The organism is Bacillus mycoides (genome assembly GCF_018742245.1).
GTDB lineage: Bacteria > Bacillota > Bacilli > Bacillales > Bacillaceae_G > Bacillus_A > Bacillus_A cereus_U.
The window spans coordinates 2,417,353-2,444,343 of record NZ_CP036132.1; the positions used below are offsets into that span (position 1 = coordinate 2,417,353).

The window sequence follows — 26,991 nt, forward strand, 5'->3', positions numbered from 1 at the left end:
TGATTTTATCTATTTATAAGTGTAATACAATAAGAATAGATAATAAGAAACAAGGGGGAATGTAAAGTGATTACACATATATCAGATATAAAACTACAAACGGTTTCTATAGAAGGGGTAAAACAAGTCTATAAAGACATATTATCTTTTCCAATAAAAAAAAGAAACCGCATCATATATTCAATTTGAAGTAACACCGTATACAACAATTAGTTTTCAAGAAGTATATGAACCAATTGCACCTGCGCATTTCGCTTTTGAGATCCCATATTCAAAGTTTCATGAAACGGAAAAATGGCTTAAAGAGTCTGGATTACTCATTGTGAAATGGAAAGATGGTCATACAATTGGTGAGGAGAATGGTCTATTCAATTTATACTTTAAAGATGGTGATGGAAATCTTCTCGAAATTATTGCACATAGTTATGTTAAAGAAGATGTATTAGTCCCGCATTCACCGTTAAACATTTTATACGTAAGGGAAATTGGTCTTCCGGTTAAAAGTGTACCTGTATTTACGGAATGGTTGAAATCAAATCTAGACATGAAAACGAAGGAAGATGGGGATATTTTTAACTTTGTAATAGGTGGCACTGCATATATCGTTGCAACCTGGTGGCAGCGACCGTGGATTCCAATCGCGATGAAAGCTTTACCACCGAAAGTACATGTTTCATTCGGAACACCGGATCATGCGTTTTTACAACAAATCCAAAATAACTTTAAGAAAAATAGTGTTCCATTTGAAAGTAAACATACTGAAGTATTGTTTATTCAACAAGGGTATTCATTTTCTGTTTTGCATACACCGGAGTTTCATTCCGATATTCCTAGAAAATTAAACTTACCACTTTCTATATAATTATAGGGAGGGGTAAGTTTTTTTCATTTTCATGAAGAAGGGTTTCAGTATAATTACACTGAATTTATAGAGGACTATAAGGCGTTATTCTAATTTACTGTAAGGAGAGAAATGAATTGAATCTAGGAAATCCGATAGCCAAAGGAAATACGGCTGAAATTTATCTTTGTGATAATAAAGTTGTGAAATTGTTTAAAGAATGCCTCCCTAATACAGAATCTCTATACGAAGCACAAAAACAAAAGTATGCATATTCATGTGGTTTACACGTTCCTAAAGTATTTGAAGTTACAGAGATACAAGGTAGACAAGCTATTATTATGGAATATGTAGAAGGTGAAAGTGTTGGTGAGCTTTTGCTTAATAATTTGAGTAAAGCGGAGCATTTCATAAGTATTTGTGTAAGTATACAACAAAAAATTCATGCTATATCTGTGAGCCCGGATGAAATAGAACCGATGAAAGAGAGACTTTATCGTCAAATTAACTCCGTGCATAATCTGGATGAAAAACAAAAGGGAAATATATTAAAAAGGTTAGATTCAATCATATTTGAACCTAGATTATGTCATGGTGATTTTCATCCGTTTAATTTAATTATGAGCAATGATGCTATGAAAATTATAGATTGGGTTGATGCTAGTTCGGGTGATATTCGCGCAGATGTGTTTCGGACATACTTATTGTATTCACAGAATTCAGTGGAATTAGCTGAAATGTATTTACATATATATTGCAAAAAAACAGGTTTATTAAGAGATGAAATTTTCCAGTGGGCTCCTATTATTAGTGCAGCTAGATTGGCAGAGAATAAATCTCTGTAAATAAAAGATGTTTTCAAGTATTTATTTTGATCCCTATTAAAATAGTGAATCATTTATTTTTTTACTCATTGATTCTCTCCGTTATTTTTCTTGCTAATTCATTTCGATTTGTCATATACTTAAAAGAGACCAAACGTTTTCTTTTAGGGGGACACAATGCGTAAAGGTGAATTAACAAAAAGAATGATTCTTGATCGTTCCTCTGCTCTGTTTAATGTAAAGGGGTATAGTGGTTCTTCAATTTCTGATATTATGCGAGAGACTGGGCTAGAGAAGGGTGGTATTTATCGTCACTTTAAAAATAAAGATGACTTGGCTGTTCAAGCCTTTCAGCACGCAACTTCACAAATGGGAGTGCGTTATGTCGAAGAGATAAAAAAAGCATCCAATACGTTGGATAAGTTAAAAACTTTTATTTCAGTTTTTACATCTCTCATTCATAATGATCCTCTTCCTGGAGGGTGTCCAATCATGAACGTAACGTTAGAAGCAGATGATTCCCATCCTCTCATGGCAGAACAAGCACAGATAGCGATGAATCAATTACTTGGAATAATTGAAAAGATTATTACGTATGGAATTGAGCAAGGAGATTTAAAACCAGACACTCAAGCAAAGCAGATTGCTATCATCTGGATTTCTTCTCTTGAAGGAGCACTTGCCTTGTCACGCTTATACCAAGATACAGTCTATATTGATACAGTATCGTCACGACTTTTAGATGAATTGGAAAAACAAATTACGGCCAAGTAAGCCGTAATTTTTATCACCAAAAAGAGACTGTTCGGTTTCTTTTTTGAGGGGGTGATCACTTAATAGAAATTCCATGATGGAACTATGAAAAAACGGATGAGAGAAGAATGGTACTAATACAAAATAGTAAATTGAAAAATGTGTAGAGTATGAACAATTTCGGCCTACCTGTTTCTAATTTTTGGAGGAGTGTGAAAAAGGATATGAGAGAAATAGAAACAATCGTAATTGGCTCTGGACCTGGAGGATATGTTGCTGCAATAAGAGCTTCACAATTAGGGAAACAAGTGGCAATTATAGAAAGAGAGAATCTTGGTGGCGTATGCGCTAACGTCGGCTGCATTCCATCTAAGGCACTTATTTCTGTAGGTCATCGCTTTGAGGAAACAAAGCATTCAGAAGATAGGGGTATTTTTTCTTCTGGTGTAAATGTTGATTTTGCAAAAGTACAAGAATTTAAAAACAACGTTGTAAAGAAATTAGTAGGTGGTGTAGAAGGGTTATTAAAAAGCAATAAAGTAGAAGTGATAAAAGGTGAAGCTTATTTCATGGATGCTAACACTATACGAGTAACCAATAAAGATGCAGCTCAAACATATACATTTAAAAATGCAATTATAGCTACTGGATCACGCCCAGTTGAAATTCCAACATTTAAATTTACAAAACATGTGATTAACTCTACAGGTGCACTTAGTTTAACTGAAGTTCCAAGTAAATTGGTTGTAATCGGTGGTGGTTACATTGGTACTGAATTGGGCTCTGCTTACGCTTCCCTCGGTTCTATAGTAACAATTATTGAAGGAGGTAAAGATATTTTAACTGGCTTCGATAAACAAATGACTCAAATTGTGAAAGAAGACCTTATAAACAAAGGTGTTACAGTAATAGTAGATGCATCCGCTAAAGGTGCTGAAGAAGTTGAAAATGGTGTAATTGTTACCTACGAAATTGGTGGTGAAGAAAAGAAAGTTGACGCTGATTACGTATTAGTAACGATTGGCCGTCGTCCTAATACTGAAAATATGGGTTTTGAAAAAATCGGTATTGAGTTTTCTGACCGCGGTTTATTAAAAGTTGATCAACAATGCCGTACTAACCTTCCGAACATTTTTGCTATAGGAGATATCATTGCTGGTCCACAGCTTGCACATAAAGCATTTTACGAAGGGAAAGTAGCTGCTGAAGCTATCTCTGGTGAACTATCATTTGTTGATTACTTGGCAATTCCAGCAGTTTGTTTCACAAATCCTGAATTAGCTACAGTTGGTTATACTGAAGAGCGAGCAAAGGCAGAAGGCATGGAAGTAAAAGTGATTCAATCCCCATTTTCAGCAAACGGTCGTGCACTTGTATCAAATGAAGGAAAAGGGTTCTTGAGGCTATTGGTGCGTAAAGAAGATGGTGTATTAGTAGGTGCTCAAATCGTGGGTAATAGTGCATCAGAAATAATTGCCGAAATGGGTTTAGCAATTGAATCAGGCATGACAGTTGAAGATATTGCATTAACACCACATGCTCAACTAACTTTAAGTGAGATTGTGATGGAAGCTGCTGAGGCCTTAATTTACAATTTTAAATAAATATTAATTAATAAAAATTGGATTGCTTCGTTTTTTAGAAATTCTAAATAAAATAAATGTAGAGATAAATAAATATGCAAAAAACAATCTTTACTAATAAACTTCTTAATAACATATTATGGCTAATTGAGCCGTTTTTTTACCGTGAAAAAGAGACTGTTCGGTTTCTTTTTATGAGAAGATTTATTCATTTATTAGAGAGTAAAAAGTGAAATCATGAAAAACAAATATGAGAGGAGAATACAAATGAGTCAATTTGTTAATTCAACAATGGAAGGTGAAAATTTTAGTGCTGTTCAAGTAGGAAAGTGGGAGAATCTGCTTCAATATAAAAATGGAAATCCATTCAAAGCTCCTGGAAAGGTATTTCTTAAAGATGACTTACAATGTACAGGGATGGAAGTTTCACTAAATGTTTTCCCTCCAGGCATTTCAATGCCCTTTTATCATAAGCATAGAGAAAATGAAGAGCTGTATATCTTCGTCAAAGGACAAGGGGAATTCAAGATTGATGATGAAATCCTTGAAATCAAAGAGGGTACTGTCATAAGGGTGGCACAAGAGGGGGAAAGAATTTGGCGTAACAATTCAAGTGAACCTCTCTATTTTATTTGTATTCAAGCTAGGGCAAATACTTTGGAAGAAAGTAATATCGAGGATGGTATTAAGCTAGATAAATCCGTTGAATGGATTGAAAAATAGGTGCCACTGTACGATTAAATATCGTTTCGCTCCTTGTATTTTGTCTTTTGAAGAAAACTTATCTATAGAAAAGTACACCCAATTGTTAAACTGAATGTAACAATTGGGTGTACTTCATAGGAAACCAACTGTGTTTAAAGAATGGCTTTTTTCAATCTTTATTCTATAAAGGTTCATTATCCGTACTTGTTCCTCAGTTAACTCTTCTTTATTCCAATACATATGCATTAAACTATATTCGAATATCTCCTTTAATTTAATAAACAATGGAAATAGATCTATCATTTCTTTAGGAATCTCATTTTCTTCTTGGTATCCGTCGATTATTGCATTTGTAATAGAATTCTCATAGTCGACTATGTTGCCATTCCCAACGAAAGAATATTCTATCGCGCTATAGACTGGAACAGCTAAATCGAATATGTAAAAATGTTTTTCACAGTCTTGAAAATCAATCATTGTTAAATTTAAATCATTGTCCACTAATATGTTTTCTAACCATAAATCTCCATGAATTAAGCCGTAATTTGAAGTGGACTTTGGCAGCTCCTTTATAGAAGTTAAAACGTCAGATGCAATTTCTCTTATAGTAGTTTCTTCTTTTGGGATATAGTTAAGAAAATTATACTCTTCATTTTCATACCAGTCGTTTATATGTTTTACTGGTTCAATACTTTCAAAATTTTTAGATACACGATGTAATTTACCAGTTTGTTGACCAAGCTTTTTAAATACATTAGAATTCCATTCGTTTCTTGGTAAATGTATACCAGGAGCAGCTTTATATAATACAGCAAAAACTTCTTTGTCTAATGTTATTTTCTCTACTAAATTCCCCTTTAAAGAAGGTATTATGGGGGGGACTCCTAATCCCTTTTGATATAAAAAGTTCGTATATGTAACTTCTTCTAATTGCTCTTCAAATGTTTTATAGTTTGTAATTCTAACGAAGTAAGTACCTTGTGCTGTGAGACATTGATACATTTCATTTGTTATTGGTTTCATTTCAATAAAATCCAATGGATATAGTTTATTAATTAGTTTAAGTATCTCTTTTTCTATATTATTCATTTTAACTTCCTTTCCAAACATAAATTTTCCACTCACAAAACTACTAGTTCCTTAACTTACAAATTTCGTGTTTTATTTGGTAGAATCCTTTAAAAAAGATTTATCCCGTAAAAGTCCGATTAGTATGGGATAATAATCAATGGGGAGGAACAAACTCCCCACTGATTAAAGTTTCACTTTATTGGAAAGTTAAGTAAATGTATGACAAAATAAGATAGCTGAAAAAATATGAAATGAGTAATTACATATGATATTTAAAGGTTCTAGAGAGTGGTTAATGTTATAAACCACAAGAAATATCAAAAGAAAGAAGTGGATACTTCTTATAATATTTAGTGAGGAGGGAGATAAATGAATGAATGAACATATACAGCTAATGATTGAATCGATTGAGGGCAATTTTAAAAAGGAGTTTTCATTAGATAAATTATCTGATTATATGGGGTATTCTCCTTACTTCTGTTCGTTTAAATTTCATCAAGTAACAGGGATAAGTATTAGACGATATATTCTTCTTAGAAGATTGTATTTATCAACGGAAGATTTGACGAATGATAGAAAGATAATTGATATCGCATTTGATTACGATTACTCTTAGCAAGAGGCTTATAGTAGAGCATTTAAAACTGTTTTTGGTATAACCCCAGGAAAATTCCAACTTAACAAAATACCGGTTCAATCATTTATTAAACTCTCAATCAATGATGGCAAGGAGTGGGATAGAATGAATTTTTCTAGAAAAATTGAAGTTAATCAGTTACGAAATGCGAAGAGTGAGCTGTTTGATAAAGATGTACTAAACATATTAAATGGTCAATTTATGTATGAAGAATTTAAAAGTGAAAGACTAATGGGGGAGTCTGATTACGCTCCATTTAATGAAGCTATGTGTGTAAATGCGACTACTGCACAGATTTTTGATGATGAGTTTATTAAAACAAGGGCAGAAGGACATCAAGGTACTGTAGAAAATTATATGAAAAAGGTTATTCATCCTTTAGAGAATCTTTTTAAGAAAGAGTATAAATGTATCGTTTTATGGTTTGGTGAGGATATGTTTTGCCAAATGAATCTACTTACCGTACTTTCTTACCTTGAACAGTCTGATTATAAGGGAAAAGTATACTTAAATAGCTTCAGAGAGGATGAATTTAAAGTTAGTCAAATTGAACTTAAATTAGGGAACTATTTTTCTGTTTACAATGAAGTTCTAGTAAATCATAAAAAGCCATCTCATGAGGTACTACCTGTAATGTATCAGGCGATAGATTTATATTTAGAGATGCTAAAAGAAAATAATGTAGTAGTAAAGTATATCTCCAAAAATAAAGATTTACCAACACAAGAGTTATTAAAAAGGTTATTTAATCTTTTTCCAACAATAGGATATGGGGACGTACAATATATAGAGCTTATTAATAAAGCGAGATGAAAATTGAAACTAATTAGAAGAGAATACAGTAAAAAAGATGCACCTAAAAGTATAGGTGCATCTTTTTTACTTATATTTGTTCAAGTAAATTTAATTCTTCTTCTACAAATGCCATTAATTCTTTTATTGTCTCACTAGAAAAATCAAAACGAATTCCAGCTGCTTCATATACCTCTGTTAAGGATTTAGAGCTACCTAGAGACAATGCTTTTTTATAATTTTGTAGTGCTTGTTTAGGATTCTCTTTATATTGTTTATACATTTGCAGTGCACCGAGCTGCGCAATCGCATATTCGATATAATAGAATGGTACTTCATAAATATGTAGTACAGGTAACCAGCCAGTTGCTATCCAATGTTCATAACCTTCAATATTTACCACATTCGATTGGTAAGTGTTATGTAATTCTAAATATTTTTCATTTCTTTCTTTAGCAGTATGATTTGGATTTTCATACATCCAATGTTGGAATTGATCAACGATAAGCATTTGTGGTAAATACTTAACAATATCTTTAAAGAAATCTAATTTTGCTTTTATAAATTCTTCTGTATTCTCATAAAATGTATCCCAATACTCCATCGAAAACAATTCCATTGTCATGCTGGCTAGCTCAGCTGATTCTGAAGGGATTTCTAAATATTTTTGTAGCTCTAGCTGCTTCATACATTCATTATGAATACTATGGCCCATTTCATGGAGGAAAGTAGTAACATCATAATGTGTATGATTGAGATTCATAAAAATAAAAGATAATTGAGAAGCAGGTAAGTGTTCGCAAAATCCTCCAGGTGCTTTTCCTTTACGACTTTCTAAATCTAAGCAATCATTTTTATGCATACGGCTCAATAATGCAGAAAATTCTGGGTCTAGTTTTTGTAAAATATGAGAACTTTTTTCGATTAAATCACTCTCGTCTTCAATAGGTTTTAATACTTTTTGATTTGGTGCGGCTGCTTTTAGATCCCACGGACGAAGTATATCTACTTGAAGTTCAGCTTTTTTCTCATTAAATATATTATCAATAAGTGGTACAACGTATTTACGAATGGATTCTGCAAGTTCATAGCAATCATCAGCCGTATAATCAAAACGCTCATATTTTTTAAACATATAATCACGATAATTATTTAATTGAATGTTTTTTGCCTTTTGGTGACGGATTGCAATTAGTTTATTTAAAATATGTTGTAAATTATTTTCAACAGATAAGAATTTTTCAGAAATGAGCGTTTTTGCTTTTTTTCGTATATCACGATTCGGATTTTGTAAGTAAGACTGTAGTTCAGTAATTGTTTTTTCTTCGCCATCCCATAGTGCAGTCAAACTGCCTGTAATTTCGAAGTACTCGGTTACTAATTTGTCTTCTTTTACTTCTAAATCGATGTTCTTTTCACAAAATAATGTTTGCGCATTTTTTATTTTTTTATCTAGTAAGCTATAAGTTTTTGGATCAAGTACTTGCATTCGAAATGGCGATTCTAAATATTTATTTTCAAATGAATTTTGATAACGTTTTAAAAGTGGTCTTACGTGCTCCTGGTCGTGTTCAAATGTATCTTTAATCTCCTGATTAGCTGTATTACATTGAAAAGCGATATAATGAGATCTTAACTGTTCTTCGATTTCCCAAATTAAATTAGATTGCTCTTTTAACCAATTTTCAAGGTCTAGCTTTGAAGAGATCACTTTATTTAACAAAGCAGAAAAAACTTTTTCTAATTCTAGTACATTACTAATATCAACTGTGTTTAAGCGTTGCATTATATATCCCTCACTTTTTATTTATTCATAGAGATATTCTTCTTTTTCGTTATAATTCCTTTTTTACCAAAAAAATTTGTGCCTATTACGCCAAGAACAATCATAAGTGTACCGATAATATGATAGTAGGCAATTTGCTCGTGTAAGAATACAACACCTGCAATTATAGTAATAAGTGTAGATAAGTTGCTAAAAACACTTATTTTAGCTGCTTCAATATAAGATAATGAATAGTTTAATAATAAGGCCGTTAGTAAGGATGATAGTAATCCTAAATATAAAATGGATATAAGAAATGTACCGTTTGTAAATGGCTTAAAGTACATAGTTATTGTGCCTTTATTTATATGATCAGCGATAGCAATTAAATTAAAACTAATAAAACCGATTGCTGTCATTGTGTAGGTTAAATCCATTAGCTTGAATTTCTTTGTCATTTTTCGAGCTAATACATTGTAGCAAGCAGATGATAATGCCGATAACAGGATGAGAATAACTCCGATGAAGCTAGTTTCATGGGCACCGATACCATTCATGATAAATATATAAATGACACCGATGACAGAAACGAGTACAGATGTTTTTTGCCATATATTTGTATACTCTTTTAAAAAATAGGAAGCTAGTATCATCGTAAATATAGGGATAGCAGCCTGTATAATTCCAGCTTCAGATGAACTTGTATATACTAGACCAAATGCTTGGAAAGCAAAGAACAGTGCTGGATAAAATATTGCAAGTGGTAAAAGGGCAAGTATGTTTTTGAATGATATATTTAACTTTACAAAACCGAAAATAACCGGAATGCTTGCTGCTATGAAAGCAACTGTAAAACGGTGAGCAAGGGTATCAAGAGGGCTCGTAATGGTTAGTGCTAGTTTCACAAACATAAATGAAAATCCAATAATAAATGAATAGAGTAATGCTGATATATATGCTTTTGTTGTATTTTTCATAATTTCACCTCATAGTAGTTGATTTCTTACTGGCCAGTATACGTATATAGTAATCTTTCTGATCTAGTGCTACAATGTGAACAAATACAAACTGTACCGGTACAACTTAAATATTGGGGTGGTAATGATGTATAAGTATTTACATATTTTAAACGATTTAGAAAGTGTGATTCAAAATGGTGAGATAAAAGAAGGAAAGAAATTACCGTCTATACGGTCACTCGTCACGCAATATGAATGTAATAAGGCGACTGTAATACGAGCGCTGCATGAATTAGAAAAGCGTCATATTATTTATTCTGTACCTCAAAGTGGATACTACGTTGTTAAGAAATCTGGGAGTTACATAGAAAATAACGAGATGATTGATTTTGCTTCCTCAGCACCAGATCCAGATGTTTTTCCATACTTAGATTTTCAACATTGTATTAATAAGGCAATTGATACATATAAAAATGATTTGTTTGTATACGGAACACCGAAAGGTTTACCATCTTTAATTCCAGTTATTCAAAAACAGCTGGCAAATTATCAAGTCTTTACAAAAGAAGAAAATATCTTTATCACATCAGGTGTGCAGCAAGCACTTGTTATATTGACTTCTATACCGTTTCCAAATGGACATAGCACGATTCTAATTGAACAGCCAAGTTACCATTTATATATTGAATATGTAGAAACAAATAACATCCCTGTAATCGGAATTAAGCGTACGCATGAAGGGATAGATTTAAATGAACTAGAGAGGATATTCAGAACAGAAAAAATTAAATTCTTTTATACAACTCCAAGGTTTCATCATCCACTTGGAACGTCTTATTCTAAAGATGAGAAAGAAAAAATCGTGCTATTGGCCAAGAAGTATAATGTATTTATAGTGGAAGATGATTATTTAGCAGATTTAGAAACAGATTCAAAAGCAGATCCGTTATATAGCTTACATAATTGTAATCATGTCATATATTTGAAAAGTTACTCGAAGATTATTTTTCCAGGTTTACGAGTCGGTGTGGCGGTTATTCCACCAGCTATTGCAAATGCTTTCCATAAATATAAAAAAATTTTAGACATTGATAGTCCAATGATATCTCAAGCTGCTTTAGAAATTTATATAAAGAGTGGCATGTTCGAACGCCATAAAAATAAAATTAAATCCTCCTATAATAATAGATCAAAAAAACTAGCAGAAACATTAGAAAAAGTGCATAATGAAAACCCACTTTTATTTAAATATAAAAAGTATAATACAATAGGAATCCATACTTGTTTAGAAATAAATAAAACCAGTGTTTTGGAAATGTTTTTACAAAAATTGAGTGATATTCAAATAAATATTGATACTATTGATAAAAATTATCTAAGGGATTTTCCTAAAGAAAGACTGTTAAAGTTAAATGTATCGAATGTAAAAGAAAATCAGATAGAAGAAGGTATACGCAAAGTAATTGAGGAAATCAAACAATCACAACGTCTAAATTTTCAATTTAAAAAAGAATAATACGAATAAGGAGGTTTGTTGTGAGACACAAATTAATAACCTTGTTTATATGTATTACTATAGTAATTGGAGCGATGGTAGTTACTAAATATTATATAGAAGATGATCAATGCATAGCAGTTGGTATGTATTCAAGAGGTATAATCGTAGATCAAAATAACGAACCTATATCAAATGTGAAAATTTATGAGGATTCAATTGAAAGTAAGGAACGTAGTATTTCAAATGAAAAAGGTGAATTTGAAATTGCAAATGGCGTTTGTGGTGACATTACGTTACAATTAGTTACTCCAAATAGCGAAATCTATACGAGGAAGTATGAAAGAAAGCATATACCCCAAGTTATAAAGTTGAATTATAAAAATGAAGGTGAATAAAATGAAACCATTACAAGGTAAAGTAGCAGTTGTGGCCGGAGCAACAAGAGGTGCTGGAAGAGGTATTGCGATGATGCTTGGAGAAGCTGGAGCAACTGTATATGTAACAGGAAGAAGTACAAAAGGGAATCTATCCTGTATGGGAAGAACAGAAACGATTGAAGAAACGGCAGAGCTTGTAACAAAGCAAGGCGGAATCGGAATCGCAGTTCGTGTTGACCATACAATAGAAGAAGATATTAAAGTTTTATTTACAAAGATTCAAGAAGAACAAAATGGACAGCTTGATATTTTAGTAAACGATGTTTGGGGCGGCGATCCTTTAACAGAATGGGAGAAACCTTTCTGGGAACACAACTTACATAACGGACTACTCATGCAACAAAGAGCTGTTCATTCTCATATAATGACAAGCCATTACGGTGTACCATTAATGGTAAATAATAAAAAGGGACTTGTAATTGAAATTACAGATGGTGTCGATTATCAATACCGAGGCAATTTATACTATAGTTTAGCAAAAGTCTCAACAATTCATTTAGCAGAAGCAATGGCGAAAGATTTAGAACAACACAATATTACAGCTGTCGCAGTTAGTCCAGGATTCCTTCGTTCAGAAGCGATGCTAGATATATTTGGTGTAACAGAGGAGAATTGGCGAGACGGAGCAAAACAAGATCCTCATTTTATCGCATCTGAAACGCCTTTCTTCGTTGGGAGAGCAGTCACAGCTTTAGCAAGCGATCCAAATATTCATGAAAAAACTGGCCGAGCGCTAAGTTCATGGGAATTAGGAAGAGAGTATGGATTTACAGATATGGATGGAAGGCGACCAGACTGGGGAAAATATTTTGAAGAAAATGTTTTAAATCAAAATTAATATTTTTAGAGCACTCAATAGCTGAGTGCTCTTTTTCTTTATACTGTAAATAAATAATAAAGTCCTCTTAAAAATAAAATGGTTATTTAAGCATTGGTATAAATGAAATAATGTCAAAAATAAGGTGACAAATCCAACTTATCCAAATACTTTTTGAATTTTTCCATATATAATTTAGTGCTAATCTAACTGGGATTATAGTTATTAGTAACTGCATTGGCACAAAACCATAAGATGGAATATGCCATAAAGCGAACAACACACTACATATTAATGATGCCGTGCCAAATTTCAATCCTAATTTTTGTAATGCAATAATTATATTAGTACATAGCAACTCTTCGCCCATTAACATAAAGGGAACACGATATAAAATCATAGAAATACTTATGACTCCAGCAACAGAATTTTTAGTTGCAGGTTCAAAAATGTAGCTGAATATTAAGCTGGAACCCATACCCACGATTATAGTTAAAGGCACACCCCAAAGTAATGTCTTAAACTTAAAATGTTTAAATTGATCTAACGATATTTTCCCTAAAAAATAGTATCCTATAATTCCGCATAATGCAACATTCCATAAAGCTTCAAGAATCATTCCTAATACTTCGGGCATATTATCCCCTAAAAATGCGAAGAGTTGATATACAATCCCAGAAATAATTAATAAACTTAAAGCCAAAAGAGATTTTGAATCAATTTTCTTCCCTGTTCCCATAATCCTTGTTTCCACAACAAGCCCTTCTTTCTTATTTTTTGTTAATTATGAATATATAATAGCACATTATTTTCCGAAATAATGGTAATTGAGATGGGCATAATAATTTTATTTTTTCAAATCAGTAAGTCCAAGATTAGGAGATTCCTTGCAAGAGTCATTTACATCAAAACCTATTATTAATATCGTGATTAAATTAAAACATTTTGAAAATGGTATGAAGTAAAGCAATTATTAAAAAAAAATAATAATCGCCCATCAAATTTATGAGTAGGCGATTATTGTATTTATAAATAAAACATTTTTAAAATTTTATTGAATAAATGGAAAAACATTACCAAACTAATGATATCCTTAAAGTATAGTTTTTATTTTGTATAGGAGGGTGATGAAGTCTATGGCGGTACGTATAGTTGATGATTTACAACAATTATCTTTGTTACTTATGTTTTTGAGTACATTAATATTTTACAGATACTTAAAGAAGGTTAAACGAGAGAGAAAGCTGACTTTTTTCGAATGGACAATGTATTTTGTCACTCAATTCGCGACTTCCATTTGGGCAATTACTTATTTTATTAAATTCTTGTCTGAATCGTAAGTTACATTAAAAGATTTTAGTTTACTAAGTTATTGTTATCTATTAGGGATATAAATATAGTCCGTATCTAAGTCAATGACGATATCGCTCTTAATGTCTTCTTGTAATGACTTTGGAATGTTTTCAAAATGATATCGTACACAAAATAAACTTACAAGATCCTCATTAGATAACTCTTCATTTTTTACGTTAAAATACATTTTTTTCAACTTACTGATAGAACATTCATGACCAATAACATACTCATTAATTCCATATCCATCAAATTCAATTATCATGTTATCACTGTTGAGTGCTAGCCAACATTATAGCTTTAATTTTGGATGAATCTTTCATATTGATTATTATAGCTTAAAGTTTAGTGTGAATATATTTTTATAAAGTGAGAGGATATCAATGGAACAATATAAATTAGTTTTAGAAGGCTCTAAACAACTGAAGTGACAAACGGATAAAATTAGGCCATTACAGGATGATGAAATTATCGTTAAAACAATCGCAGGTGCAATAAGTATTGGGGCAGAGTTACCACAGTATAAGGAGTCGGACATTTCAGATGGTAATCCTTTATATCCGAGAGAAACTGGATATGAAAGTTATGGTGAAGTTATTCAAGTTGGTAATAAAGTAACAAATTGGTCTGAAGAGTGTGTGAAATATCATAAAAATCCTTTAATGGGAATACTAGTAACATTCATAATTAAAGGATTGGGCTGTAATGAATATACTTTTTGAAAGCATTATTTTAATCCTCACTGGAATTATTGTTTTGAAATTGACAGGTAGTAAATCTGTTAGCCAAATGACTAGAGCTGAAATTATTATTGTTGTTTCTATAGGACGTATTATTGTAGAACCTGTATTAAGTAGGAAAGTAGTCCCATCTATTTTTGCTGCGTTTATTTTTGCGAGTGTTTTACTTATCATTCATTTTTTTGAATTGAAATCACGAAAAGTAGAAAAGTTTCTAAATGGAACTAGCATTATTGTTATAGAAAACGGAGAAGTTTTAAAAAAGAATTTATTACGCGCAAAAATGTCAGAACAACAATTATTTATGCATCTGAGAGAAAAAGGTATACATGAAATCAAGAATTTACAACAAGCAACTGTAGAAACGAATGGACGGATTGGGTATCAACTAACTACTAAGGCACAACCAGTTACTTTGGAAATGTTAGAGAAGCTATTAGAGCAATACAATCTTAAAAAATAGTTGTAGACTGAAAAACGCTTCTTGTACATAAAGACACTTTTCACAAACATGTAAAAGTCCCTTCAGTAATACTGAAGGGACTTTCGTGTTATTTAATGTATCTATCAATTTGATTTGTGTCTATTAAGATTGGAAGGTATGATTTTTAACGGTCTCATCATATCATGGTCTTCATGCTCTAAACGATGACAATGCCATACATAATCTCCAGAATAGGGCTCAAACTTCATTATGATTCGGACGATTTGTTCACCTGCTACTAGCACGGTATCTTTTAAACCGAAATCAGCTGGGAGAGGATCTAACAAGTTTCCATTCAAATCATGACGATCAAGAACTTGAAAATTAACTAGATGTATATGAATAGGATGAATCCCAACGGTCAAATTTACTAACTCCCATATTTCAACAGAATTAAGTAAAGGTGTTTCTGTCACGGGATCGTCCCATTCTTTATTATCTAATAAAAGCATTAGACGCCCAAATTCATCCTCTGAGTCATTTAATGTTAATCGTCTTACTTTCTTTACTTTTTCTACTGGAATAAAGTCAATGTTACTTAATTTGCATGGGATTTTACTTTTATCTGGGCAGGATAATGGTTTCGTTACTTGGAACTCCATAATCTCACCAGTTGGATTATCTAAATCACTTCCATTTTGTAATACTACTTTTTTTCCTACAAACCTTGAAAAATCAATAATAATGTCAATACGTTCTGCTGGTGAAACATCTAAACTTTGTACTTTAATCGGCCGTTTAAGAAGGCCGCCATCAGTTCCTATTAAAAAGAATGAACTAAGGTCACTTAATTGGAACTTGTATGTGCGAGTATTGGAAGCGTTTAATAAACGAAATCTATATTTGCGGGGCTCCACTTTTAAAAATGGCCATACTTTCCCGTTAACTGCAATTGTATTTCCTAAAAATAGAGAAACAATAGAAGGGTATGGTAACCCTGGTGGTGGGTCTTCTGGTTGAGCAGGATAAAATAGGGAACCGTCTGGGTTAAAGGATTTATCTTGAACGATAAGCGGTATCTCGTATTTTCCTTTAGGTAGGGGTAGTGATTTTTCTTCTTTATCACGAATCAAGTAAAGTCCTGCAAGACCCGCATATACATTTAAACGAGTAATCCCAAGTGCATGATCATGATACCAAAGGGCAGTTGCTCGTTCTCGATTCGTATAATGATAAATCTCTTTTACGAAACTAGGTCCTGTTTGTTGAAAGTTTTTCGTAAACCATGCTTCAGGATGACCATCGCTATCTGGTTCACTTGGGCTTCCATGTAAATGTACAACAGTTCGTACTTCTGGGTTATCATGGGCCCCGTGAACGGTTGTATCAACAGGTAAGAAGTGTTTTTCAGGTAAATCGTTTGACCATCTCACATATACAGGATGATCTTTTTTAACCTCAAACGTTGGACCTGGTACCATTCCATTATAGCCCCATACTTTCGTCTTTGGTAAATCACTATGAAACTTGTGTAGCGTTTCAATCATACGTACATCATAAAACGACTTACCTTTATATGTTCCTATAGGTTTTATTGCAGAGGGAATCGGAAGGGGATCAATAAATTTTTTTAATTCCAAATATCGCTATCTCCTTTCATGTAATATAATATATTCTATTACGCGAATGTTATATTGTTTGTATACTTGACCAACAAAATTATTGATATATCCCTTATACATGTGAAGCTAATATGACTTAAAATAATATACAGAAAAATTTAGTGGTCTAACTGCTTCTTCAGGGGTTTTAGGCTGTGGACCATCCAAATCTTCTTGGAATTTACAGAGGAAGATATTTTACTGGGCATAACAGAAAATCTATTTGATAATACATTTTAGTACGTGCTTGTATTTTACCAAGGGTGATGACGATCAATATTACGATTAACATAAAGTTCATAAAAATAAACAGAATGAATAATTGACAAAAAATGAGAATAGTAGTAATCTAACGTAAAACATACGCTGCCGTATTTTACTGGAGAGATGATATGCAAGTAACGAGGGAAGACTGGATAAAAGTAGGATTACAACAATTAGCTAATGAAGGTATACATAAAGTTCGCATTGAAGCACTTGCTCGATTGCTAAAAATAAGCAAAGGAAGCTTCTATCACTATTTTCGTGACCATCAAGAGCTTTTAGATTCTATGCTCGACTTTTGGGAAGTACATGCAACAAAGCTGATTGTTCAAAGTATGGAGCAACAAGATGCCTCTTTAGAACAGCTATTACAGATTAGTTTTAATCGAGATAAAAAAATTGAGAATGGTATTTATACTTGGGCTAAATATGATCCTGTTGTGGCAGCACGTTTAGTAGATATAGAAGAACAAAGAATTTCTTGTGTTGCAAAATTGTATCAAAAAATGGGCATAGACGAAACTGAATCACTTGCTCGAGCGAGACTTGCCTATTTAACGTATGTAGGATGGATGACAAGGTTTGAAGCAAATCCTAATTTTGATATTAATAAAATGGTTGAGCTTTTAACTTCTATCAGCGGGTGTCCAAACATCGACTGAAAGAAGTAAAGCTTCCGGACGCAATTATGCTGCAGCATAATTGATTATTCGATAATAAATGTCCCTAATATGGTTATAAAACCTGAAGGGACAAAATTTTCACTATAACATACGGTAGTGTATGTTATCTTTGAAGTTACGAAATTGGGGGCGAATAAATGAAATTACTATTAATAGTAGTAGCTGTAGGGCTTCTGTGGTTTATCAGTTTTTTGCATATTTATTGGGCTTTTGGAGGTCGATGGGGTTCTGCCGCTGTTCTCCCAGTAAAAGAGGGAGAACATAAGCCTGCTTTTACTCCGAGAATAGGGGGAACATTATTCGTAGCCATTCTTATTCTATTAGCTAGTGTCATTATTGTTGTTCAAGTAGGTTATTTGCAGGGGTTCCAAGCAAATAGTTTATCTAAAATTGGAAGTATTGTCTGTGCTTTAGTTTTCATTATTAGGGCAATTGGTGATTTTAAGTTCGTTGGATTTTTCAAGAAAATTAAACATTCTCAGTTTGCTAGATACGACACTTGGTTCTATAGTCCATTATGTGTATTCTTTGGCTTTGTCTATATCATGTTGTTGTTTTAATAAGCATAATGAATTCCCTATAAAATTTATTTTATAGAGGAAGAAAACATCTCAAAATGGTGGGATTTTAAATTCTGTATATACTATATATATTTCTTGTAATATGCATATCTAACTGTAACTTTAACGAATTTACCGAAAGAATTCTCCTTCCTCAATCGTGTGAAGGGCGATCTATGATTAGTCATTTGTGGTTAAAAAGAGGATAGATAGGGCGAAGTTATTCAAGCTCTTCTATCCTTTTAATTTCTATACATATAATGTATGACATTAGATAAGAATTCACTATTAATAATAGGTTCAGCTTATATCTTGACTTTTAATAAAATTTAAAAGTGTTGGTTTTTAATTGTGTGAATAAGAGGTTAGTTGTTGTTTTGGAATTTAAAACATTGATTTAAACTTGGCAATTGTATCATATAATTTTTCTAATCCAATCAACATATCTTTATCATTTAACATTGAATAACTAATTCGTAAATGATTATATTGATTTTCATGGTTTAATAGACAAGCTGTTCCAGGTAAAAAAGAAACATCTACTTCATTTGCTTTTTGTAATAATGTAAAAGGATCGATTGACCGAGGGAGTGTAACCCATAAGTTAAATCCACCATTAGGTATTTCAAATTCTAATTCTTTTAATGGAGATAATATATCAATTGTTAAATCACGTCTAATTTGTAAAGCTGTACGTAATTTTTCTAAATGATTTTTCATTCGTTCCGCCCGTAAAAAAGGAAGTAGTGCTTTCTGCGTTAATAAAGGGCTACCAATATCCATAGAAGCTTTCACTGCATATAACCATTCAAAAATAGGACCTTCAGCTGCAAGCGCCGCGATGCGAAGGCCTGGTGCTAACGTTTTACTAAATCCTTTTAAATATATAACATGACCATTTGTATCAAAGCTTTTTATGGGGGGAGGTACTATAGCATCCTCAAAATAAATTTCTCCGAAAGAGTCATCCTCAATAATGAAGAAGTTATATAACTCTGCTAGTTCTACAAGCTCTATTCTTCGTTCTTTACTCATCAAAGTACCTGTTGGATTCTGAAAAGTAGGATTCACATATAACAAAACAGGATTCTTTCTTTGACAAATATCATCGATTAAGTCTGAGCGAATTCCGTTGTTATCAAGACTAACAGGGATAATTTGAACTCCTTTATTAACAAATACATCAAGCGCCGCTCCATAACATGGACTTTCTACTAAAACTAAGTCTCCGGGCTTTAATAATGTTTGAGCGATTAAATCAATTCCTTGCTGGGCACCACTTGTAATTAATAATTGAGATGGATCTGTAACTAATTGTTGGTGTTCTTTTAAGTAGTTTGTTATTTCCACTCTAAGTTCTTCATCACCTTGAACAGGTCCGTAAGTTGCTAGTATCATTTGATCTTTATTAAGTAGTTTGTGCATTTCATCTGAAAGAAACGGATTTGGTAATAAACGTGGATAAAGGACCGCCTGTGAAAAATCGAAATATTTACGGTGTTGGTTCATTACATATTGAGAACGCATAACATTAATGGATTTCGTTTGTTGCCATTGATACGGAATTGGTTTGAAATCTTTATTCACACGTTTATGTATATAGGCACCTTTTCCTTGTTCAATTCGTATATAACCTTTCGTTTCTAACTGTTTATAAGCTTTACGAACAGTTAATAAACTAATTTGCAAATCATCGGCCATAGAACGTAAAGAAGGGAGGTAATCGCCATGTGAAAGCATCCCGCTTTGAATTCTCTCAAAAATTTGCATATATATTTGTTGGTAATATGGTATGTTGGATTCTTTACGCAGTACTATCTTCATAGAATCACCTGTTTTTCTTTTTAACTCAATTAAAGCGAAAAACATGGAGGGAATCAACTACATATTTGTTTAACTGTTATATACGTTGATACACTGTTATACACTATATCCTCTATACTCATTTCAAGAGTAAAAAGGAGGAAGAAAAATGGTCATTTTAAATTATATTTTAGTATGTATTATTTTTGGAACGACATTTTTAACGATAAAAATTGGAATAGAAGCGGGCGCGCCACCATTATTTTCAGCTGGAATTCGTTTCTTTTTGGCGGGCCTTATTCTCATTATTATTTTTAAATTAAAGAGAAAGGATATTATGCCTTACTTATTATCAAAACGTATTATATATGCTGGTTTTTGTTTAACATTTATGACATTCGCGACCCTTTACTGGGCAGAACAATATATTTCTTCTGGATTAGCTGCAGTTCTATCTGCTACAGGCCCAATGATGATCTTGCTATTACAATCAAGGCGAAACAAAACAAAATTGCAAAAAGAACAACTTGTTGCTTTAGTTATAGCACTTATAGGCGTTTTTTGTATTTCGTTACCTGGAATGCATCAAGAGCTTACATTCATATGGAGTATCGCTTGCCTAGTTATATTAGTAGGAGAGTTGTTTTATGGAATTGGTTCTATTCATTCAAAAGAAATACTTTCAGATTTACCAGACGTATCACCATTTCTCATTAATGGTATTCAAATGTTTTATGGGGGAATGTTGCTGTTAATTGTATCTGTTGTAATGGAACAGCCTAATCTAACGGTCTTAACATCTTGGAGTGTACAATGGCCAATTTTATATCTTATATTTGTAGGATCTATCGGTGGACACGGCTTATATTACTGGCTTTTATCAAAAACAAATCCTGTATTTCCATCAACGTGGTTGTATGTATCTCCGTTAATCGCTGTTATTGTAGGTTATTTTGTATTAGGAGAACCATTAAATCCTACAATGGGAATTGGTGCTTGTTTAATCTTGATTGGTGTATTTTTAGCAAATCGTACTACACTTGGAGTGTATTTCAAGCAAGGAAGGTTGTTAAAAAAAGAGATGTAGTTAAAGTTTAATGATGTGGAAAAAAGCGGAAAACGTATTCAAACTTTAGAAGAAAATGATTAGCACATTAGAATACAGATTAGAGATAGTAAAATCAAAAACACAGTGGGGGAAATAACCAACTGTGTTTTTATATAGGGTATATTTAATTTTACACTTAACTAAATCGATCGCATATTGTTTGGTGGAAGAATGTTATTTTTTTATTACGGTATTGCCCATCGCAATAGAAATTCGATTCCAACTGTTTATTTGATTAATGATTAACACAAGATCAACATATTGTTTTTCGTCAAAGTATTCACGTACTCGGTTGTATAGATTTTCAGGAACTCTTTTAGTAGGAATGAGAGTAATATGCTCCGATAGTTCCAGAGCAACTTTTTCTTCAGGAGTATAAAAATCACAATCATCCCAAGCATTTAAGCAATAAATTCTTTGCTCGGTTTCACCTAATTTTCGGGCGTCAGAAGTATGCATATCGATACAATAAGCACAACCATTAATTTGAGAGACTCTAATTTTTATAAGCTCTCTAACAGCACGATTAATTGAGGATTTTTTCGTGTATTTCTCCATATCCATCATAATTTTCATACCATCAGGTGAAATATCATAGTAGGCAATTCTTTGACTCATAAGACAAAACCTCCATTATTATAAGTTTTTATAATAAAAACACACTAGGTCGCTATTGGGACTTCTAGTGTGTTTTCGTAATTAATTTACTTTTTTAATAAAACCTTTATAATGACGTTTCACAAGCTGACTTTCAAGCGTCTTCATCGTTTCTAATGCTACACCTACGATGATAAGTAAGCTTGTGCCACCGATTTGGGCAGAAGGTGGTAATGTTGCGATTTTCGTGAATACGAGCGGTAATATTGAAATTGCGCCTAAGAAAATGGCACCGATAAATGTTAAGCGATATAAAATTTTTGTTACATACTGTTCTGTAGATTTACCTGGACGAATACCAGGTACGTATCCATTTTGCTTTTTCAAATTCTCAGCCATTTGTTCAGGGTTCACTTGAATGAATGCATAGAAATATGTGAAAGCAACGATAAGACCTACATAAAGTGTCATTCCAAATGGATGTGCAAAATCAAGATTCGCAATTATCCATTTAGATACGCTTGAATCAGGGAAGAGCTGCGCAATTGTACGCGGCGTCATTAAAAAGGCAGAAGCAAAGATAACAGGAATTACACCTGCACTATTTACTTTAAGAGGTAAATGAGTGTTTTTTGCTCCTTGATATTGATTGTTTCCTGAAACAGCTTTTGCATATTGAATCGGTATTTTTCGAACTGCTTGCTGGATGTAAATAACACCAACAACAATCGCTAAAATAACAAGTCCAATTAAGACCATTTTTATAATGTGCATAAATAATTGATCGCCTGCGTTTTGGAATTGTTGTAAATAAATTTGATTTGCAACATTTGGAATCGCCGCAACAAGTCCTGCGAAGATAATCATTGAGATTCCATTCCCAACGCCATTAGCGGTGATTTGTTCACCTAACCAAAGTAAAAATGCAGTACCAGCAGTTAATACTGTCGCAATAAATAAGTATGTAGTCCAGCTTGGATCTGTTATTAATTGTCCGCCTGCTATATTATTAAAGCCATAAGACATCCCGATGGATTGTATGAATGCGAGAATGATTGTAAAGTATCGAGTAAATTGAGCTGACTTCTTACGGCCCATTTCTCCTTGCTTTGCCCATTCTGTAAATTTAGGTACAACGTCCATTTGTAGTAATTGTACAATGATGGAAGCCGTAATATATGGTGTGATACCTACAGCAAAGATTGAGAAGTGTTGCAGTGCTCCTCCTCCAAATACGTTCAGCATGCCTAAAACGTTGGCTTGATCTTGTACTTTTAAAACCTCTGCGTTAGTATGAGGAACTGGAATAAACGTGCCAATTCGAAAAACAATTAACATCGCTAGTGTAAAAAGAATTTTGTTTCTTATCTCAGTTACTCTCATAAAGTTTGAAATCGTACGAAACATTATGTCGCCTCCTATATTTTTATCAGTTCAAAACTGATTATTATATCCCGATGAAGTAACCACAAACCTCCTTCCGCATTAAATTCATTTGACAAATGGAATTTTATACATTTTGTAGTTTTCACGGATATAAAAATATAAGGTGTTATACAAGCGATTTATTAACTTTTCGTAATCATTCAATACCCATAATATAACTAATAAATTAACAAATGTACATACATAAGCATTAAAAATGAATGAATAGGGTGATTTTTTACATTTATTTAATGCTAGATTGATAATTAGGAACGTTTTATGTAGTTATATTGAAAGGATTCCGTGGAAAGTATTATGATGTAGCTGTAGCGCATGATAACCTCAAGGAAATCTTCAAGGATGTTGAGAGAACTCATACATTTCAGCATGAATTAGAGAACCTACTAAAGAAAGTAAAGATTGGATTGGAATAATAGTGAAGGGAAATCTTTTTTCCATAGAGAATATTTCTAGCGTAGGAATCTAAGTATGTAGGTTCTAATGAAAGGAGAATTCACATGAATACATTTGTAAATGACAAGTTTTATGAAACTAGAAATCAATTATTTGAGGAAATTACTTTGTTAAGTGATGCTCAATTTAATAGGAAACCAGATAAGGACAAATGGAGTATAGCACAAGTTTGTCATCACTTAGTTTTATTAGATGAGAGAGTTATAACAGTTATTTCATCGGGATTAAAAAAGATGGATAGTATCTTAAATGAGCGTAAAGAAATTCACACTATTTTATTAGATAGATCGATAAAATTTATAGCCCCAGAAATGATTGAACCAAGTATAGAACCATTTGAAGTGCAGCAAATGGTTGATTTGTTAAACGACTCTAGAAAAGAATTGATGCGTTTCCTGAGTACAATAGAAGATGAATCTATATTAGCGAAAAAATCAGTGACGCATCCAGCTCTTGGAGAATTACTTCTTGATCAGTGGATAGAACTAATCTATTTGCATGAACAGCGTCATATAGAACAAATTAAAGAGATAAAATTGCTTTGTGGAGTTGAAAAGTAAACATCATTATCTATTTTTTGAGCGATTTGGGATAGCATCAAGGTTTCGAGTGATAAAATAGAAGTCCTGATTAAAATTATGATGAATTTAGTTGAAAGCAACCAATAAGCTGAAGAAATTACGAAACTAGCAGATCTTACTCCTGAAGAGGAAACGAACATTCGAAAAAATGCTGAATCCGATATGCTGTATAAGTGTAACCCCGTCTTAAGTGGAGAGCGGGGTTATTATTTTTGGAAGTACATATACATCTACCGTTGGTTTAGCACTCTTCACACGTTTGAGGAAGAAGTATTTTGTCAGAAAAGGATAAAATACAATTCTGTTAGGGGATATATGCATTTTATTCTCTTTATTTTTGCAGTTGAATTTTTCCGAATAATAAGTTACATTTTTAAAGTTCAAGCAACTTTATGACAGTACAAAAAGGGGAGAAATATTGTTATTATGCAAAAAATGAAATGGAAGAACTATGTATGCTATTTTATTATTCTTATGCTTCTTGTAACAGCAGTAACAGTCAAACCAGCTATTTCTAAGGCTGAGGAATCTGATGTTAATATTACATTGTTAGGTACTGCAGATATTCATGGTAGATTTATGCCTTGGGATTATGCGCTTGATGGAGCAAATATGAGTGGAAGTTTGACGCAGCTTTATACGGTTATAAAGAAGGTACGTCAAGAAAATCCAAATACCATATTAGTAGATGCCGGGGATACAATTCAAGGAAACTCAGTAGAATTATTCAACGATAAGCCACAATCGCCAATGATGGTAGCGATGAATACAATGGGATATGACGCCTGGGCATTTGGAAATCATGAATTCAACTTTGGATTAGATACATTGAAAAAAGTTAGTGAGCAATATAAGGGAAAGACGTTAGCAGGAAATATTTATAAGGAAAATGGAGAGCGTTTTCTTCCTGCATATACGATTGTTGAAAAAGGTGGAATTAAAGTCGGGATTATTGGCATGAATACACCAATGATTAGTGATTTTGAAAAAGGGACAGATCATTTGGATGGTTTAGTAGTGAAAAATCCAGTAGAAGAGACAAAAAAGGCAATTAAAGAATTAGAAGGTAAAGTAGATGTAATGGTAGGGGTTATGCATATGGGACTAGAAAATGAGAATGGAATCCTAGGTACTGGTGTTCAAGATATTGCGAATGCTTGTCCGGAACTAAGCGCTATTTTTGCGGCTCATATGCATAAACTTGTAAAAAAAGAAGTTGTAAATGGCGTAATTATTACAGAACCAGATAAATATGGAACGCATATTTCACGTATTGACCTTACTTTTACAAAGCAAGATGGAAAGCTTGTTTTAAAAGATAAAACTGCTACCGCTATACCTGTAAAAAATGCTGATGGAACTACAGTATTATCTGATTCTACACTTGAAGAAACACTAACACCTTTTCATGAGTATGCGAGAGGAGATGCAAATGTTGTAGTCGCTCAATTAAAGGGTAGAAACCTTGTTCCTGAAAATGAAATAAAGGGTATTCCAAGTGTGCAGATTCAAGAGACACCTTTATCAGATTTCTTTCATGAAGTCATGCTCTATTACAGTAAAGCGGATGTAGTAGCCCATCAAATTGATAATGATTATGCCCGTTTGGATATTGGTCCTATAAAGAAGAAAGATATTGCGTATAATTATCAATATGCTTTGGGAGAAATTACAGTATATAAGATAACTGGAAAAGATTTAAAAGACTATATGGAATGGGCAGCAGGATATTTTAACTCATCTCGTGCCGGAGATGTAACAGTTAGTTTTGATAAAAACCGTCGTGCGTCTAAATACAGTACGAACGATTTCTTTGGAGGCGTAAAATACGAAATTGACTTAACAAAACCATATGGAAATAGAATTACAAATTTACGCTCTATTCGTACAAATAAACCAATCAAAATGAGCGATGTTATGACGCTAGGAATGAATGCGTATAGAATGGAGGCTCTTCAGGCAAAAGGGGGAGCTTTAGAGGGACGTAAATTTGAACAAACTTGGTCATCTAAACAAGAGAATGCATTCGGAGAAACAGGCGGAACCATTCGTAACCTTGCTATTACATATTTAAAAGAGGTAAAGAACGGTGTATACACGCCAAAAGTTATGCATAATTGGAAAATTACTGGTGTAGATACACATTCTTCCGAGCATAAGGCTGTAGTTGATCTTGTAAATAAAGGAATTTTAGAAATCCCAAAAACAGAAGATGGAAAATATACAAATATAGCATCTATAAATACTAAAGATTCAATTACAAAAGAAGAGATTGTAGCACTCTCACAAAAAGCTAATATTAATCCAAATCAGTTTAATCATGTAAAAAGAAAAGGTGAATTTTACAAAAAACTTAGTAGGATAATTAAATAAATATAAAAAAGATGGCTCTCGTGCAAAAAACTATTAAACTTGGACATACCATTATCCTAAAAAAGTTTGTGATCGGTATGAAATATAGAGAATCATCGGTAAAAAATCCCCTGGATCGCTTTAAAAATTCAGGGGGTTTTTCATTTGAATAATTATTGTTTCATTTCTCACTATGTATATTTATAATATGCTTTAAAAGAACATAACTTAAGTTAATAACATGCAATAGATATGTCCTTTTCTATATTTAAATGGGGAGACAA

The 26,991-nt window shown here is 32.6% G+C and carries 23 protein-coding genes and 3 pseudogenes; 17 read left to right on the forward strand and 9 right to left on the reverse strand.

Annotated elements, in window-relative coordinates; translation table 11 throughout:
* Positions 1-66 precede the first annotated feature (66 nt).
* The 5 genes and pseudogenes from EXW56_RS12225 (at position 67) to EXW56_RS12245 (ending at position 4,724) form a co-directional block, all read left to right on the forward strand.
* Positions 67-862 (forward strand): annotated as a pseudogene (locus EXW56_RS12225) (VOC family protein).
* Positions 863-978: 116 nt separating this feature from the next.
* A complete protein-coding gene (locus EXW56_RS12230; protein WP_215597521.1) occupies positions 979-1,686 on the forward strand; it encodes a phosphotransferase family protein in 708 nt (235 codons plus the stop codon).
* 156 nt (positions 1,687-1,842) lie between these two features.
* Positions 1,843-2,439, forward strand: a complete 597-nt coding sequence (locus EXW56_RS12235) for a TetR/AcrR family transcriptional regulator (RefSeq protein ID WP_215558515.1) — start codon at positions 1,843-1,845, stop codon at positions 2,437-2,439.
* 203 nt (positions 2,440-2,642) lie between these two features.
* On the forward strand, positions 2,643-4,022 hold the full coding sequence (gene lpdA / locus EXW56_RS12240; RefSeq protein WP_215558516.1) for a dihydrolipoyl dehydrogenase: 1,380 nt from the start codon (positions 2,643-2,645) through the stop codon (positions 4,020-4,022).
* A 246-nt stretch (positions 4,023-4,268) separates the two neighbouring features.
* On the forward strand, positions 4,269-4,724 hold the full coding sequence (locus EXW56_RS12245) for a cupin domain-containing protein (RefSeq protein ID WP_215597522.1): 456 nt from the start codon (positions 4,269-4,271) through the stop codon (positions 4,722-4,724).
* A gap of 114 nt (positions 4,725-4,838) precedes the next feature.
* Here EXW56_RS12245 and EXW56_RS12250 read toward each other — a convergent pair whose 3' ends face one another.
* Entirely contained in the window at positions 4,839-5,816 is a 978-nt protein-coding gene (locus EXW56_RS12250; RefSeq protein ID WP_215597523.1) for a phosphotransferase enzyme family protein, read from the reverse strand.
* 334 nt (positions 5,817-6,150) lie between these two features.
* On the opposite strand from EXW56_RS12250, the pseudogene EXW56_RS12255 reads away from it, so the two are divergent.
* A pseudogene (locus EXW56_RS12255) lies at positions 6,151-7,227 on the forward strand (helix-turn-helix domain-containing protein).
* A 70-nt stretch (positions 7,228-7,297) separates the two neighbouring features.
* Here the strand turns inward: EXW56_RS12255 and EXW56_RS12260 are convergent.
* Together EXW56_RS12260 and EXW56_RS12265 are read right to left on the reverse strand one after the other, a co-directional pair.
* A complete protein-coding gene (locus tag EXW56_RS12260; RefSeq protein WP_215597524.1) occupies positions 7,298-8,992 on the reverse strand; it encodes a M3 family oligoendopeptidase in 1,695 nt (564 codons plus the stop codon).
* A 17-nt stretch (positions 8,993-9,009) separates the two neighbouring features.
* Entirely contained in the window at positions 9,010-9,948 is a 939-nt protein-coding gene (locus EXW56_RS12265) for a DMT family transporter (protein ID WP_078175012.1), read from the reverse strand.
* 127 nt (positions 9,949-10,075) lie between these two features.
* Here EXW56_RS12265 and EXW56_RS12270 point away from each other — a divergent pair, with 127 nt between their 5' ends.
* The 3 genes from EXW56_RS12270 to EXW56_RS12280 are packed head-to-tail and all read left to right on the forward strand — an operon-like array spanning position 10,076 to position 12,703.
* A complete protein-coding gene (locus EXW56_RS12270; RefSeq protein WP_215597525.1) occupies positions 10,076-11,446 on the forward strand; it encodes an aminotransferase-like domain-containing protein in 1,371 nt (456 codons plus the stop codon).
* A gap of 20 nt (positions 11,447-11,466) precedes the next feature.
* Positions 11,467-11,823, forward strand: coding sequence for a carboxypeptidase regulatory-like domain-containing protein (locus EXW56_RS12275; protein ID WP_215597526.1), 357 nt, complete (start codon positions 11,467-11,469; stop codon positions 11,821-11,823).
* A 1-nt stretch (position 11,824) separates the two neighbouring features.
* Positions 11,825-12,703 carry an SDR family oxidoreductase gene (locus EXW56_RS12280; RefSeq protein WP_199659423.1) on the forward strand — a complete coding sequence of 293 codons (879 nt, stop codon included), beginning with the start codon at positions 11,825-11,827 and terminating at the stop codon, positions 12,701-12,703.
* Positions 12,704-12,785: 82 nt separating this feature from the next.
* Here the strand turns inward: EXW56_RS12280 and EXW56_RS12285 are convergent, their stop codons facing one another.
* Positions 12,786-13,436 carry a CPBP family intramembrane glutamic endopeptidase gene (locus EXW56_RS12285; protein WP_215597527.1) on the reverse strand — a complete coding sequence of 217 codons (651 nt, stop codon included), beginning with the start codon at positions 13,434-13,436 and terminating at the stop codon, positions 12,786-12,788.
* 382 nt (positions 13,437-13,818) lie between these two features.
* Between EXW56_RS12285 and EXW56_RS12290 the strand changes: the two genes are divergently transcribed.
* Positions 13,819-14,022 (forward strand): hypothetical protein, encoded by a 204-nt coding sequence (locus EXW56_RS12290; RefSeq protein ID WP_199659424.1) that lies wholly within the window; start codon positions 13,819-13,821, stop codon positions 14,020-14,022.
* Positions 14,023-14,057: 35 nt separating this feature from the next.
* Here the strand turns inward: EXW56_RS12290 and EXW56_RS12295 are convergent, their stop codons facing one another.
* Complete coding sequence (locus tag EXW56_RS12295; RefSeq protein WP_002110072.1) at positions 14,058-14,300, reverse strand: hypothetical protein; 243 nt, start codon at positions 14,298-14,300, stop codon at positions 14,058-14,060.
* Between the two features lie 178 nt (positions 14,301-14,478).
* Between EXW56_RS12295 and EXW56_RS27630 the strand changes: the two are divergent.
* A pseudogene (locus EXW56_RS27630) lies at positions 14,479-14,709 on the forward strand (hypothetical protein); the annotation flags it as partial.
* Between the two features lie 31 nt (positions 14,710-14,740).
* Positions 14,741-15,238: a DUF421 domain-containing protein gene (locus EXW56_RS12300; protein WP_215597528.1), complete on the forward strand. Its 498-nt coding sequence runs from the start codon at positions 14,741-14,743 to the stop codon at positions 15,236-15,238.
* 104 nt (positions 15,239-15,342) lie between these two features.
* Here EXW56_RS12300 and EXW56_RS12305 read toward each other — a convergent pair whose 3' ends face one another.
* On the reverse strand, positions 15,343-16,839 hold the full coding sequence (locus EXW56_RS12305; RefSeq protein ID WP_215597529.1) for a multicopper oxidase family protein: 1,497 nt from the start codon (positions 16,837-16,839) through the stop codon (positions 15,343-15,345).
* A 413-nt stretch (positions 16,840-17,252) separates the two neighbouring features.
* Here EXW56_RS12305 and EXW56_RS12310 point away from each other — a divergent pair, with 413 nt between their 5' ends.
* Both EXW56_RS12310 and EXW56_RS12315 read left to right on the forward strand, forming a co-directional pair.
* Positions 17,253-17,786, forward strand: a complete 534-nt coding sequence (locus tag EXW56_RS12310) for a TetR/AcrR family transcriptional regulator (RefSeq protein ID WP_215597530.1) — start codon at positions 17,253-17,255, stop codon at positions 17,784-17,786.
* 158 nt (positions 17,787-17,944) lie between these two features.
* Positions 17,945-18,367, forward strand: a complete 423-nt coding sequence (locus EXW56_RS12315; protein WP_215597531.1) for a DUF3995 domain-containing protein — start codon at positions 17,945-17,947, stop codon at positions 18,365-18,367.
* Positions 18,368-18,751: 384 nt separating this feature from the next.
* Here the strand turns inward: EXW56_RS12315 and EXW56_RS12320 are convergent, their stop codons facing one another.
* Entirely contained in the window at positions 18,752-20,191 is a 1,440-nt protein-coding gene (locus tag EXW56_RS12320) for a MocR-like pyridoxine biosynthesis transcription factor PdxR (RefSeq protein ID WP_215597532.1), read from the reverse strand.
* A 148-nt stretch (positions 20,192-20,339) separates the two neighbouring features.
* Here EXW56_RS12320 and EXW56_RS12325 point away from each other — a divergent pair, with 148 nt between their 5' ends.
* Complete coding sequence (locus tag EXW56_RS12325; protein WP_215597533.1) at positions 20,340-21,257, forward strand: DMT family transporter; 918 nt, start codon at positions 20,340-20,342, stop codon at positions 21,255-21,257.
* 195 nt (positions 21,258-21,452) lie between these two features.
* On the opposite strand, the gene EXW56_RS12330 is transcribed toward EXW56_RS12325, so the two are convergent.
* Entirely contained in the window at positions 21,453-21,896 is a 444-nt protein-coding gene (locus EXW56_RS12330; protein ID WP_088078602.1) for a carboxymuconolactone decarboxylase family protein, read from the reverse strand.
* A gap of 81 nt (positions 21,897-21,977) precedes the next feature.
* On the reverse strand, positions 21,978-23,282 hold the full coding sequence (secY, locus tag EXW56_RS12335) for a preprotein translocase subunit SecY (protein ID WP_199659433.1): 1,305 nt from the start codon (positions 23,280-23,282) through the stop codon (positions 21,978-21,980).
* Positions 23,283-23,818: 536 nt separating this feature from the next.
* Between secY and EXW56_RS12340 the strand changes: the two genes are divergently transcribed.
* Entirely contained in the window at positions 23,819-24,334 is a 516-nt protein-coding gene (locus EXW56_RS12340) for a DinB family protein (protein ID WP_001091627.1), read from the forward strand.
* Between the two features lie 447 nt (positions 24,335-24,781).
* A complete protein-coding gene (locus EXW56_RS12345) occupies positions 24,782-26,728 on the forward strand; it encodes a bifunctional metallophosphatase/5'-nucleotidase (RefSeq protein WP_215558530.1) in 1,947 nt (648 codons plus the stop codon).
* Positions 26,729-26,991: the final 263 nt, after the last annotated feature.

Bases quoted from the DNA above. Each gene is read 5' to 3' on its own strand.
- EXW56_RS12235 (WP_215558515.1), top strand. From the start codon at position 1,843: ATGCGTAAAGGTGAATTAACAAAAAGAATGATTCTTGATCGTTCCTCT.
- lpdA (WP_215558516.1), top strand. From the start codon at position 2,643: ATGAGAGAAATAGAAACAATCGTAATTGGCTCTGGACCTGGAGGATAT.
- EXW56_RS12245 (WP_215597522.1), top strand. From the start codon at position 4,269: ATGAGTCAATTTGTTAATTCAACAATGGAAGGTGAAAATTTTAGTGCT.
- EXW56_RS12250 (WP_215597523.1), bottom strand. From the start codon at position 5,816: ATGTTTGGAAAGGAAGTTAAAATGAATAATATAGAAAAAGAGATACTT.
- EXW56_RS12260 (WP_215597524.1), bottom strand. From the start codon at position 8,992: ATGCAACGCTTAAACACAGTTGATATTAGTAATGTACTAGAATTAGAA.
- EXW56_RS12265 (WP_078175012.1), bottom strand. From the start codon at position 9,948: ATGAAAAATACAACAAAAGCATATATATCAGCATTACTCTATTCATTT.
- EXW56_RS12270 (WP_215597525.1), top strand. From the start codon at position 10,076: ATGTATAAGTATTTACATATTTTAAACGATTTAGAAAGTGTGATTCAA.
- EXW56_RS12280 (WP_199659423.1), top strand. From the start codon at position 11,825: ATGAAACCATTACAAGGTAAAGTAGCAGTTGTGGCCGGAGCAACAAGA.
- EXW56_RS12290 (WP_199659424.1), top strand. From the start codon at position 13,819: ATGGCGGTACGTATAGTTGATGATTTACAACAATTATCTTTGTTACTT.
- EXW56_RS12295 (WP_002110072.1), bottom strand. From the start codon at position 14,300: ATGATAATTGAATTTGATGGATATGGAATTAATGAGTATGTTATTGGT.
- EXW56_RS12300 (WP_215597528.1), top strand. From the start codon at position 14,741: ATGAATATACTTTTTGAAAGCATTATTTTAATCCTCACTGGAATTATT.
- EXW56_RS12310 (WP_215597530.1), top strand. From the start codon at position 17,253: ATGCAAGTAACGAGGGAAGACTGGATAAAAGTAGGATTACAACAATTA.
- EXW56_RS12315 (WP_215597531.1), top strand. From the start codon at position 17,945: ATGAAATTACTATTAATAGTAGTAGCTGTAGGGCTTCTGTGGTTTATC.
- EXW56_RS12320 (WP_215597532.1), bottom strand. From the start codon at position 20,191: ATGAAGATAGTACTGCGTAAAGAATCCAACATACCATATTACCAACAA.
- EXW56_RS12325 (WP_215597533.1), top strand. From the start codon at position 20,340: ATGGTCATTTTAAATTATATTTTAGTATGTATTATTTTTGGAACGACA.
- EXW56_RS12330 (WP_088078602.1), bottom strand. From the start codon at position 21,896: ATGAGTCAAAGAATTGCCTACTATGATATTTCACCTGATGGTATGAAA.
- secY (WP_199659433.1), bottom strand. From the start codon at position 23,282: ATGTTTCGTACGATTTCAAACTTTATGAGAGTAACTGAGATAAGAAAC.
- EXW56_RS12340 (WP_001091627.1), top strand. From the start codon at position 23,819: ATGAATACATTTGTAAATGACAAGTTTTATGAAACTAGAAATCAATTA.
- EXW56_RS12345 (WP_215558530.1), top strand. From the start codon at position 24,782: ATGCAAAAAATGAAATGGAAGAACTATGTATGCTATTTTATTATTCTT.